The organism is Actinotignum stranguriae (genome assembly GCF_051265215.1).
In the GTDB taxonomy this organism is placed as follows: Bacteria; Actinomycetota; Actinomycetes; order Actinomycetales; family Actinomycetaceae; genus Actinotignum; species Actinotignum schaalii_C.
The window spans coordinates 1-650 of the sequence record NZ_JBOZCJ010000053.1 but is presented as its reverse complement, the minus strand read 5'-3'; the positions used below and the strand labels follow the sequence as shown (position 1 = coordinate 650).

General features: G+C 56.5%; 1 protein-coding gene. It reads left to right on the top strand.

All coding sequences use genetic code 11. From position 1 onward, the window contains the following. Positions 1-650: hypothetical protein (locus ACRQEG_RS09500; protein ID WP_435733871.1), on the top strand; the 650-nt coding region annotated here is incomplete at both ends.

Here is a 650-nt window from a genome sequence, read left to right as displayed (position 1 = left end):
AAGTGGGATTCGGGTAAACGTCAGTGGGTTCTCGATACCGCGAAGGCGTCGAAGCGGACTGAGAATCGTCAGCGTGACATGAACGATAACGAGCATCGGGCATGTACGCCGCAGCCACCGGTCCAGGTGACCGCGACGAATTGGGTTGACGGTGCCAAGGACTGTAATGCTCGGAAAGTCACGCAGTCCAGGACGGTGACGACGACTCCGTATAAGTGGGATTCGGGTAAACGTCAGTGGGTTCTCGACACCGCGAAGGCATCAAAGCGGACCGAGAATCGTCAGCGTGACATGAACGATAACGAGCATCGTGCATGTACGCCGCAGCCGAATCCGCAGGTGACTGCGACGAATTGGGTTGATGGTGCGAAGGATTGTAATACTCGCAAGGTTTCGCAGTCGCGGACTGTGACGACGACTCCGTATAAGTGGGATTCTTCCGCGCGTAACTGGGTGCTTGATACCGCGAAGGCGTCGACAAAGAACGAGTCGCGTGAGCGGGATATGAATGATGGTGAGCATCGGGCATGTACGCCGCAGCCACCGGTCCAGGTGACCGCGACGAATTGGGTTGATGGTGCGAAGGATTGTAATGCTCGGAAGGTTTCGCAGTCGCGGACTGTGACGACGACTCCGTATAAGTGGGATTC